Here is a 10702-nt window from a genome sequence, read left to right on the forward strand (position 1 = left end):
CAAACCAATACGGAGTTTATTTTATTGTTAAATCTTTATTATTTTTTGTAACTCTCAACAGCAGCGTCTACAGATTCAAAATGTTCAAATATCGTAATCAATTTAGTAATGATTAACAAGCTTTGAATTTTTTCTGTTGCATTTGCAAGTTTCAAATCGCCGCCGCCATTTTTCATTGTGGTCAATCCACCTATTAGCATTCCAAGTCCAGAACTATTCATGAATTTCACATCGGCTAAATTAACAACGACGTTCTTCTTTCCTTCCTCAAGTAAATTGTGGAGAGTTGTATTTAATTCTGCTGCTTCGGGTCCGCCCATTACGTTTCCCTTTAGTTCAAGAATTACTGCATTGTACGCTTCTGAATGTGTTATCTTCATTGTTCTTCCTTAACTTTGGTTCAATTTATTCATTGAACTGATAAATTTCAAGCAGGTTAAGATTTAAAACTGAATTTTCTTTTTTGATCTTGTAGTCCAATCGTGAACAAAAGCACTTGCCACATAAATTGACGAATAAGTACCTGTAATGATTCCAACAAAAAATGTGAACGCAAATCCTTTATTAACTTCTCCGCCTAAAAGCAATAAAACTGTAGTAACAATCAACACCGTACCTGAAGTTAGAATCGTTCTGCTTAAGGTTCTATTGATACTGAAATTTATCAGCGAAAAGAAATCCATTGTCTTATGAACTTTCAAATTTTCTCGAATTCTATCGAAGATAACCACAGTGTCATTCACTGAAAATCCAACCAATGTTAGAAATGCCGCAATCACTGATTGAGTAATTTCTAAATTCAATCCAGGAAAGAGTCCATTAAAAAATGAGACAAATCCTAAAGTTATGAGTACGTCATGAAAAAGTGCGAGAACAGCGCCCAATCCAAAGGCGAATTTAAATCTGAATCCGATATACACAAGGATCACTACAAGAGCCAAGACAATTGCAATGATCGCATCTCTCTTTAGTTCTTCCCCTATTTTTGGACCTACTTTATCTTCTTTTATAACGTCAAACTTTAGTCCTGAAAACTCAGTTCGGAGTCCTTCTTTAATTAGATCGGCAATGCCGAGTCTTACTATTACGTCTAGATTATCTTGCTCTTTGCTTACTAATCCAGCTTGAAATCCTGAAAGAAACAATTTATCAGCAATTAAAACTGCATTCTCTGGGGTATCAAAAGTATACACAACTGTTGAGGATGTTTTTTCTTTCATCGAGAAAAGTGTGTCTGAAACCGATTGAGCAATTACAGATTCAATGTTCTTTTTAATATTTTCGAATTGAACTTCATCCAAATCCTGGAGTTCGGTTCTTACAAGAATATTTTCAGTTGTTGCACCGAAAGTTTTTAATTCAACGCTTCCGAGTCCCATTCTATCGGTTGCATCGCGAACATCGCTGATTGCTACAGGTTTATCGAAAGCAACAACAACCTCAGAACCGCCTTTGAAGTCAATTCCGAGATCGAGTCCCTTTATGACGATCGAAACAATACCTAATGAAATAATAATCCCGGAAACTGCATAGAAAAATTTTCTTTTACTTAAGAAATCAATGTTAAGATTTTCGAATAGTCGCATGTTAAAATATATCTCCTAAAACTTTATCAACCGAAGTTGGGCTTTCCGCCACGTTCAACAAAAATGTCAAAAATCAATCTTGTTATTACCAATTGTGTGAATAATGTAGCCGCAATACCGATCATGAGCGTCAAAGCAAAACCTTGAATCGGACCGCTGCCGAATTGATATAAAATTATTCCTGTAAAGAATGTTGTAATGTTACCATCAAAAATTGCCGAGAAAGCTTTTGAATATCCGCTGTCAATAGCTGCTTTGATAGTTTTACCGGTATTCAATTCTTCGCGGACTCTTTCATTTACAAGTACGTTTGCATCGACTGCCATACCAATTGTTAAAATAATTCCTGCAATACCTGGAAGTGTTAAAGTTGCACCGAACCCTGCAAGCACCGAAAGAATGAAAAATACGTTTATGATAACAGCAAAATCAGCGATCCCGCCGGCAAATCGATAATAGAGAAACATAAAAATTATAACAAGGAGACCGCCAATTAAAGCAGAGGTAACACCTTGTCGAATTGAATCTTGTCCCAAAGATGGTCCGACAGTTCTTTCTTCAATAATATCAACTGGGGCTGGAAGTGCACCTGCCTTCAATACGATCTCAAGAAGTTTAGCTTCATCAAGATCTCCGATACCTTCGATCTGCGAGAAACCGCCAGTGATTTTATTTCTAACTACGGGTGCAGAGAATGATTGTCCATCTAATATAATTGATATTCTTTTATCGATGTTTGTACCGGTAATTCTTGCCCAGTCTCTTGCACCATCGGAATTCATTTCCATTGTTACGATTGGTGCACTGTTTTGCGGATCAAGAGTAGCACGTGCATCAGTGATTACTCCGCCAGTTAATTCCGGTGCAGCTTTAACACAGTAAAGTCGATAAATCGGCTGCCCTTCAGCGAAAAATTCCGACTTAGCTGACCAAATAAACTTAATATCCTTTGGGAGGATATTAACAACATCATCTCTATTCAACATCCTATCAACTTTTTGTCTATCGGATTCTCTAACAAAAAGATCGGCAGTTTGACTTTGAGGATTCGGCATTGCAACAGAATAAAGTGGATACTCTTTTGCAAATTCTTCAGGTGTCATTTGATTCGGATCTTTTTGAGTTGTGTCTTCAGCTATATCACTTTCATCGCTTGCTGATACCGAAGTGTCGACCTTTGTAGTATCTTCAAGTGGTTTACCGGCAAGAACTTTATTCACTTTTTCAAGAACACCAAAAGTGAATTCCGGATCTTTCACTATATTAAATTCTAACAGTGCTGTTCCTTGCAATAGCTGACGTGCTTCTTCTTCTTTTGCGATTCCTGGAAGTTCAACAATTATTCTTCTGCTGCCTGAAACATGAATACTCGGTTCTGATACACCATACTGATCAATTCTATTCCGGATAATTTCAACTGCACGATTTACCGCATCGTTTGCCTGCGAACGAAGCATCTCGGTAATTTTATCGTCATCGTCTCTAATTTCACCAAAATATCTGCTGAGTCTTATCCCTTTTCTCGAAGCAATTTCTGTAAATACATCGACAACTGGTTCTTCACTGATTCTCACAACATCGTTTGTTTGCTTGATCATCTCTGCAAAATTTTCATCAGGATTCTTTGCCAGTTTTTCAAGCAACTTTAAGGTATTCACTTCTAAAACAACATACATTCCGCCTTGTAGATCAAGACCAAGCTTGATTCTCTTTTCTCTTTCCTTTTTAATTGATGGATCTGCATTTTTCAAACTATCTTCAAACTGATTGAGGTACTTATCCAATCTTTCTTCATCAATATTGGGATTTTGTGACTTCAGAAGCTCACTTCTTTCATTTAGAGTCTTTTCTATTGACTTTGTATTCTGATAGTCTGCATAAGTTGGATAGAGAAAATAGAGTCCAAGCGCTATAAGTGCTACGATTAAAACAATTTTAAATCTAAATTTTTTCATATTTCTCGCTTTTAATTAAAATTTTAGGCATCAAATATATTACTACTTGCTCGAAAAGTCAATTTGACGAATTGCGAATAAAGTATGAGTTTATAAGGTTATGCTGATTCTTAGAAATTAAAGTAAACAGAACTATCGGCAATTGAAGTCTTTTGCAGAAAGATTACATAATTTTTGAAACTGGTTTAAAAGTTCGATATTTGAAAAAAATGAATGGATTATTATTAAAAATCGACAGGATTCTTAGAAGAAAAAACAGAGAATTCCGAGTAAAAGATTTAAGTCGAGGTATATTCCATTCTATATTATTTCACCTGCTAGTAGCATTTTTAATTCAAATAGTCGTGCTATATTCTATTCCTTCGACTAAAAGAATTCGTCTTATCCGTTCGAAGTCGCCAATTCCGGTTTTCCTTCAGAATGAAATTCGGGAAGAGCCAAAACCGAGCATCGGTGGAGCGGTTAAAGATACTATTGAACAGAAGTCTGAATCACTCTACGAGCAATTTGCTGAATTAGAAATCGACAGTACTGCAATCAACCAAAAATATGAAGAGAGTACATTAAATGTCTCAATCTTGTTTCCGATCAATTGGATTTATTTTGATAATAAGGTAAAGAACTTGATAGATGGAATAATTTTCATGCCAGGTGAGAATTCCGACTATCATCCTCAGATTTCAGTTTTAATACAGGTGATGCCTGATAAATCACTATTTAATAGAGCATATTTTGATTCAAGCTTTAGATTTAATGACATGGATTTTTTTATAGGACCGCCACTGAATACTTTTGGTCAAGTTACTCAGACAATTTACGTAAGAACTAAAATATACAAAGCTGATTTTCAAATTAAGTGCACTTCTCCGAGTGAACCAGAATTTAAAAAATTCCAGCCTGTATTCTTCGCAATGGTGAAATCCTTTTCGGCAGGATAACAGCGAAATAAAATTTCAATAAGTTTTTGATTGGCACGGTTTATGGTTAAATATTTCTTAATGATTATAATGCTTATTCACGGATTGATTCACATTATTGGCTTTGTGAAAGAATTCAAACTGGCAGAGGTAAGCCAGTTGTCAGGCAAGACCCTTTTTCCGCTTACAACTCTATCAGCAAAGGCTGCAGGATTATTTTGGTTAATTTCATGTTTGCTGTTTGCAATTTCTGCCGGAATGTATTTATTTGAAAAGGACTGGTGGTGGATTTTTGCTTTAGCAGGAATTTTAATTTCTCAAGTCTTAATAATAATTTATTGGCAGGATGCAAAATTCGGTACAATCGCTAATATAATTATATTATTTGCTGCAGTTTTGGCATACGGTAATTGGATTTTCTACAAATCCACAAATGATGAATTAATGAAATTCTATCCTCCAGCATCCTCTCAAACTAAATTTATATCCGATGGATCAATTTCTCATCTGCCTGCGATAGTTCAAAAATGGCTTGTTCAATCAAATGTTGTAGGAAAACCAATAATTCAAAAAGTAAAATTAAATCAAAAAGGTTCATTGCGGACCTCACCGGATGGAAAGTGGATGGATTTTTTTGCAGATCAATACTTTACTACAGCAAAACCTGGTTTCATTTGGATAGCTGATGTAAAAGCATTTCCTTTGATTCATTTATTTGGAAAAGATAAATATGAAAGTGGTAAAGGTGAAATGCTTATAAAATTATTTGGATTGATACCGGTTGTAAATTCAAAAGGAGATGAAATCAGCCAAGGGGCTTTGTTGCGATATTTAGCAGAAATAATTTGGATCCCATCAAATGCAGTGATGGATTACATTCAGTGGGAAGAGATTGATTCTCTATCTGCAAAAGCTACCATGAACTATGGAAATATATCTGCTTCGGGAATTTTTAGATACAGCCAGAATGGTGACTTTTTAAGTTTTACCGCCAAACGATTCTACGAGAGAAAAGAAGGAGCAACATTAGAAGATTGGTATATTGAAACGGATACATCGAGCTACAAAACTTTCCATGGTATCCGATTTGCAAGTAAATCAAAGGTAACGTGGAAATTAAATTCAGGGGATTTCAATTGGTTGAATCTTGAAATCACCGAAATTGATTATGACTGAACCAGCCGCAACCATTCTGTTATTTTTTCAAACTGAATGTTATCTCTTCAGTAAATTGTGATGAACTAATAACCAGCTTTGACTTTGCAGAAGTTATTTTTTGTGAATCAAATTGTAAAACATTCCTTCCTTGTTTAGTTAAGCCATCGTAAAGAACTGAAACGAATCTGTTCATATTATCATAAAGAATAACTTTTACTTTATCTGATATTTCGAGATCGAACGCATAGAAAACTTTATCCCCAATTTTTACAGGCAGCAAGGCAGAATTATTTATCGGAATAAAATGGCGTAATATATTTTTAAGATTAGTTAATTCAACTTTCACAATTTCAGTCGCATCTATACTTTCATTGTTTCCTTTGTCAAGTGAGCTGATCTGATAATAATATTCCAACTGCGAAGGTCGAGACAAATAATCATAGAAATAGTAGTTACTTGAGAAGCTTAAGAGATAATCCGAATTGTTTCTATCTATTATACTATTCACCGACCGATAAACATTATAGTATTTCGCAGTATCTAAATCTGCCGCTGATTGTGGAATTCCCCAAACTAATTCTATAAGCCCGAGTTTATCTTGTAAATTTTTTCCCATGAGCGAGTATGGGGCATTTGGCGGGATATTATCCTTCCAGCTCATTGGTGGAATATTTGATAAAGTAGAATAGCCAGTAAATTTCCTGCCGCTTATATTTTCATATCGAAAGAAACTCTGACCGTTGGAATTGTAAACACGCGAAATGGAAATCAATTTTTCTAATTGTAAAAAAACTTTCGGATCATACGCAGCGACGCCAGCTACAATTTGTTTTCCGTAATTACTAAGAACCCAATTATTTATCAGCATATCGAAACGAGGATTATTTTCCAGATCCCAATAGATCTGCGGGACAAGATAATCCTGTTTATTTCTTTTCAGCCACTCGCGTGAATCCTGATAAACGGAATTCCTGCCTTCGAGTCCTCTCGCACCGGGAAGATTTTCGTAAATACCTACTGGAGCAGAACCGACTTTCAGCATCGGTCTCATCGAAATTAAAGTGTCGTAGATAGTTGTAACCAGAGTATTGATGTTCTCTCTTCTCCAATCGGCAAGCTTCATTCCATTTCCAAAAACTGAATAGGAATATGAATCGTCGAAATTAATTCCAGGATAGCGAATGAAATCGAAATGAATTCCGTCAATATTATAATTTAGAGCAAGCTCTGTACAAATGTTTTTCAAATATTCACGTACTTCAGGCAGCCCAGGATCGAGCCAATATGAAACATTATTTCCTTCAAAATATTTTCTAATCCACTCTGGATTGCGATGAAGCAAATGAAGTGGATTCGAAGCAGGCGGATATTGTTCTCCAATTTTGCAACGAATCATATTTACCCAAGCGTGGACTTCAAAAAATCTTCTATGAGCTTCTTCAATAAAAAATTTTAGTGGATCGTAAAAGGGTTCGCCTCCAAGAGTGCCAGTTAAAAACTGCGACCATGGTTCATACTGACTTTTATATAAAACACTTCCTTGCGAGCGAACCTGAAAATAAATCGTATTGAATTTTTTCCGAGCAAGATCGTCGAGTAGATCAATCAATGCTTTCTTTTGAATTTCTGGATCAAAACTTTTTGGAGGCCAATCGAGCTGAAGATTTGTTGTTAACCAAACGGCTCGAATTTCCTGTTTTGGCTGCGATAAAATTTGCTCAAGTGAGATTAGAATAAGGAAAATTGAAAGAATAATTTTCATTAATCTAATTTATTCTTTTTCGATTAGAACTGCCGTCCCAAAAACTAAAATCTCTGCGGCGAGACTCATGATCATGCTGGTTGTGAATCGTGTATCAACTATTGCATTGGCTCCTAGTTCTTCAGCATTAGAAATCATTCTATCAATCGATTGATCGCGAGATTCAGCCATTAGCTTTGTGTATTCTTCGATTTCACCTCCGACCATACCCTTTAACCCGGCTAATATGTCTTTTCCCAAATGCCTCGCTCTGACTGTGTTACCACGAACGATTCCGAATGACTTGACTATTTTATGACCAGGAATACTGCTTGAAGAAACAACTATCATCTTTGCACCTCTTTGTATTTATCTGATTTTCGAATTGTGAATTTTTCTCTGATCACAGATACTAGCAATATAACGAGACCTGCTAAAATTGCTATGATACCAACTTTAACTATTAATTCGAGCTGTGAATCGTTGATCAAAGCTTCAACAAATTTGAACAGACCATACGTTATTAAAATTACTGCCCCAATGGAAAATATAATCCATCCGATTCCCCTTTCTATTCGATTATAAACTCTCACCCAGTATGAATCGAATACTTCCGGCGAAGGATTTTTAATTTTCATCGTACTGCTTACCTCCTTTAGTTTTTTTTGTTCTAATAATTCTTTTTCAAATTCAGGATATTTTTCTAAAAGATTTTTTAGTTCGTTTTTTTCATCTTCATTGGTTATCCCATCAACCTCTCTGACAATTAATTCTTCCAATCTGTTTTGACTGTCACTGTTCATAATAAACCTTCATTCGGTCTTTCAATTTCTTTCTGGCAGAATATAGACGTGACATAACCGTTCCAAGCGGTATCTCAAGCATTTCAGCAATTTCTTGGTATGAATAATTTTGAAAATCTTTCAAAATAATTATTTCACGAAACTGTGAATCAAGTGAATTAATTTCGTCCCACAATATTTTTTCAAGTTCTTTTTTTTCATAATCCCGATCTAATCGATAACCTGCGTCTTCAATTGATTCGAATAAAACTTCATCTGCCTCGTTAGAGTTATTCACAAATTTTGCGTTGTCTCTTTTCCAATTCAGAAAAAGATTTTTCAATATTCTGTAGTACCACGTAAAAAATTTCATTTCGGTTTTAAATGAATGCATAGCTTTGTAAGCTCGAACAAATGCTTCTTGAGAAAGATCAAGTGCATCTGATTCTGAATGTGTAAGTGCCAAAGCAGAAAAATAAGCTCTCTCCATATAAATTTTGACTATCATTCCAAATGCATCTTTATCACCATCTTTGCTCAATTCCAGCAGAGATTGCTCCGAAATATTTTTATTCATATTTGATCACTTGATGATGATACACTTTTAACAAAAAAATATTCATCGCTGGAATTTATTAATCTTGTCATGCAAAATCTCAATAGCATCAATATACCTTGGGCCTGGTCTAAGAAAAATATCCGATTGAAGTAGCAAAACTTGGTTCTTCTTAATCGCAGAGATATTCTGCCATTCTGGAAAAAGGTTCAATATTTCGTCTTTATTTTTTATTAAATCTAAAGTTGATAAAATAATCTCTGGATTTTTATTCAGAACTTCCTCTCGACTGTATACCGGATATGGGACAATGGAATTCCCGGCAATGTTATCCAAGCCGCAAGCAGTTAGTAATTCGTTAATGAACGTATTTTTTCCTGCGATAATTAGTGGAGAAAAAGAAACAATAAAAACCGATTTTTTACTCGACGATTTCGTGCTTGATAGAATTTTATTTTTCCTTAATTCAAATTCACTGACAATGTTATCTGCTATTTCTTCAAGTTTAAAAATTTTTCCAAAATCAATGATGGTTTTATCAATCCCTTTTAGACTACGCGGATTTGTAACAAAAACTTTTATTCCCAATTCAGAAAGTTTGTTATAGGATTCCTTCGTGTTCCCCTCAACTGTGATGAATAAAATATCTGGCTTTAAGCTTATTATTTTTTCATAGTTTAAATTAAGCAAGTCTCCTACAATTTCTTTTGATTTAGCGTCAGACGGAAAATCACATAGATTTGTAACTCCGATTATTTTATCGCCTAAGCCAAGCTTAAACAAAATTTCGGTTAAGTTAGGTGCTGCTGAAATGATCTTTTGCGGAATATTTTCAAAGGTGATTTCACATCCGATATCATCTTCTAAGCGAAAAGTTTCTTGTCCAGCCTCCTCAGCATTTTTACAACAATAAAATGTTAAACTAAAAAGTAGAATTAATATGCCAGCCATATTTTTGTTTAACGATCTGAACATATTTTAAGTATTAAATTAGTCCCACGGGAGTTTTCCGTTAAATAATTCTCTACCAGTATATTCAAGCAGTTCTTTAATTTCTGGACAGCTGATTGAGTAACCATTCTGACGCTTCCAAACGTTTCTAAGATTTCTTTTTTTTAGTAACTCGTCATGACAGCAATAAGGATCATCTTTCATTTGCTCGATCGCATTTTCTTCACCCAATTCTGCTAATCGAAAGTCTTCCGGATTGTTCACACCAACAAACGTTACCATTTCGTTTGGCATTCGCATCGCTTCACGATGAAGATGAAATCTTTTTTCTTTGAACGAAAAAGTTACTAGTGTAATCCGCTTGGGATAATAACCTAAATACTCTCTAAATCGACAAATTGGAAAAAGAAGATTTTCAAATGAGTCACGAGAAAATTCTTCAGTTGTTGAGCGATGTTTTAGTTCTTTGTTAAGATATACAAGAAGTTCTGCGACTTCCCAATAAGTCTGAGATTCACTTCTAAACCAAGCTTCTTTTCGCGACTGACCGCCAGTAAAAATTAAAAATGAATTCTCATCCGCTTTGGCAAGTTCACAACCGACTTTAATGTGTTCTATATACAGTCTTGGTTCACCTTTTTGAAAAGGATAAAGAAACCAATTCGAGTCATCGAACACATTATCAAAATTTTTCCCAACGTAAACTGAATGTCCAGCTACTATAATAAGATTCATCAGCATTTTTAATTTTAAAATAAACTTTTCTCAGAAGAATGTATAATTGTAATTGATAATGGAGAATTGACAATTTTTAATTTCTCAATTGGTTGGAAAAATTTTAATGAATTCTTAAATTGCAACGCACCCTTAGCTCAGTTGGTAGAGCAACTGACTCTTAATCAGTAGGTCGAGGGTTCGAGTCCCTCAGGGTGCACGAGAAAACCTTCGAAACAATTCGTTTTGAGGGTTTTTTGTTTTGGATCAATTCTTAATTATGATCTTTCTCAAACTTAATCGCCTGCATTTCAGCGGCGATGCTTAAGGCGATTTCTGCGG

General features: G+C 35.0%; 11 protein-coding genes and 1 tRNA gene. 3 read left to right on the forward strand and 9 right to left on the reverse strand.

Annotated features, from left to right (window positions below; translation table 11 throughout):
• Positions 1-38 precede the first annotated feature (38 nt).
• From FJ213_08305 to secD, 3 genes are all read right to left on the reverse strand, one after another.
• The gene (locus tag FJ213_08305; GenBank protein MBM4176160.1) at positions 39-380 is read right to left on the reverse strand and encodes an STAS domain-containing protein; all 342 of its coding nucleotides are present in this window, start codon (positions 378-380) and stop codon (positions 39-41) included.
• A gap of 63 nt (positions 381-443) precedes the next feature.
• The gene (gene secF / locus FJ213_08310; GenBank protein MBM4176161.1) at positions 444-1586 is read right to left on the reverse strand and encodes a protein translocase subunit SecF; all 1143 of its coding nucleotides are present in this window, start codon (positions 1584-1586) and stop codon (positions 444-446) included.
• A gap of 26 nt (positions 1587-1612) precedes the next feature.
• The gene (gene secD / locus FJ213_08315; protein MBM4176162.1) at positions 1613-3541 is read right to left on the reverse strand and encodes a protein translocase subunit SecD; all 1929 of its coding nucleotides are present in this window, start codon (positions 3539-3541) and stop codon (positions 1613-1615) included.
• 152 nt (positions 3542-3693) lie between these two features.
• Between secD and FJ213_08320 the strand changes: the two genes are divergently transcribed.
• Together FJ213_08320 and FJ213_08325 are read left to right on the forward strand one after the other, a co-directional pair.
• A complete protein-coding gene (locus FJ213_08320) occupies positions 3694-4479 on the forward strand; it encodes a hypothetical protein (GenBank protein MBM4176163.1) in 786 nt (261 codons plus the stop codon).
• Positions 4480-4521: 42 nt separating this feature from the next.
• On the forward strand, positions 4522-5634 hold the full coding sequence (locus FJ213_08325; protein MBM4176164.1) for a hypothetical protein: 1113 nt from the start codon (positions 4522-4524) through the stop codon (positions 5632-5634).
• A 19-nt stretch (positions 5635-5653) separates the two neighbouring features.
• On the opposite strand, the gene FJ213_08330 is transcribed toward FJ213_08325, so the two are convergent.
• From FJ213_08330 to FJ213_08355, 6 genes are read right to left on the reverse strand one after another with little or no spacing between them, the layout of a single operon-like run.
• Positions 5654-7378: a hypothetical protein gene (locus FJ213_08330; GenBank protein ID MBM4176165.1), complete on the reverse strand. Its 1725-nt coding sequence runs from the start codon at positions 7376-7378 to the stop codon at positions 5654-5656.
• Positions 7379-7387: 9 nt separating this feature from the next.
• Positions 7388-7708, reverse strand: a complete 321-nt coding sequence (locus FJ213_08335; GenBank protein MBM4176166.1) for a YbjQ family protein — start codon at positions 7706-7708, stop codon at positions 7388-7390.
• Positions 7705-8160, reverse strand: a complete 456-nt coding sequence (locus tag FJ213_08340; protein MBM4176167.1) for a hypothetical protein — start codon at positions 8158-8160, stop codon at positions 7705-7707. Before FJ213_08340 ends, FJ213_08335 begins: the two co-directional genes overlap by 4 nt.
• Positions 8150-8716 (reverse strand): sigma-70 family RNA polymerase sigma factor, encoded by a 567-nt coding sequence (locus FJ213_08345; protein ID MBM4176168.1) that lies wholly within the window; start codon positions 8714-8716, stop codon positions 8150-8152. The genes FJ213_08340 and FJ213_08345 overlap by 11 nt, the downstream gene beginning before the upstream one ends.
• A 42-nt stretch (positions 8717-8758) precedes the next feature.
• Positions 8759-9670, reverse strand: a complete 912-nt coding sequence (locus FJ213_08350; GenBank protein MBM4176169.1) for a hypothetical protein — start codon at positions 9668-9670, stop codon at positions 8759-8761.
• A 15-nt stretch (positions 9671-9685) separates the two neighbouring features.
• The gene (locus FJ213_08355; protein MBM4176170.1) at positions 9686-10381 is read right to left on the reverse strand and encodes a hypothetical protein; all 696 of its coding nucleotides are present in this window, start codon (positions 10379-10381) and stop codon (positions 9686-9688) included.
• Positions 10382-10507: 126 nt separating this feature from the next.
• On the opposite strand from FJ213_08355, the gene FJ213_08360 reads away from it, so the two are divergent.
• Positions 10508-10583 (forward strand) — tRNA-Lys (locus tag FJ213_08360).
• Positions 10584-10702 lie beyond the last annotated feature (119 nt).

The sequence above is a fragment of the Ignavibacteria bacterium genome (assembly GCA_016873845.1).
Taxonomy (GTDB): Bacteria; Bacteroidota; Ignavibacteria; order Ch128b; family Ch128b; genus JAHJVF01.

What these genes read in the sequence shown, in the direction of transcription:
- FJ213_08305 (MBM4176160.1), bottom strand. Translation starts at nt 380, where the DNA reads ATGAAGATAACACATTCAGAAGCGTACAATGCAGTAATTCTTGAACTA.
- secF (MBM4176161.1), bottom strand. Translation starts at nt 1,586, where the DNA reads ATGCGACTATTCGAAAATCTTAACATTGATTTCTTAAGTAAAAGAAAA.
- secD (MBM4176162.1), bottom strand. Translation starts at nt 3,541, where the DNA reads ATGAAAAAATTTAGATTTAAAATTGTTTTAATCGTAGCACTTATAGCG.
- FJ213_08325 (MBM4176164.1), top strand. Translation starts at nt 4,522, where the DNA reads ATGGTTAAATATTTCTTAATGATTATAATGCTTATTCACGGATTGATT.
- FJ213_08330 (MBM4176165.1), bottom strand. Translation starts at nt 7,378, where the DNA reads ATGAAAATTATTCTTTCAATTTTCCTTATTCTAATCTCACTTGAGCAA.
- FJ213_08335 (MBM4176166.1), bottom strand. Translation starts at nt 7,708, where the DNA reads ATGATAGTTGTTTCTTCAAGCAGTATTCCTGGTCATAAAATAGTCAAG.
- FJ213_08340 (MBM4176167.1), bottom strand. Translation starts at nt 8,160, where the DNA reads ATGAACAGTGACAGTCAAAACAGATTGGAAGAATTAATTGTCAGAGAG.
- FJ213_08345 (MBM4176168.1), bottom strand. Translation starts at nt 8,716, where the DNA reads ATGAATAAAAATATTTCGGAGCAATCTCTGCTGGAATTGAGCAAAGAT.
- FJ213_08350 (MBM4176169.1), bottom strand. Translation starts at nt 9,670, where the DNA reads ATGTTCAGATCGTTAAACAAAAATATGGCTGGCATATTAATTCTACTT.
- FJ213_08355 (MBM4176170.1), bottom strand. Translation starts at nt 10,381, where the DNA reads ATGAATCTTATTATAGTAGCTGGACATTCAGTTTACGTTGGGAAAAAT.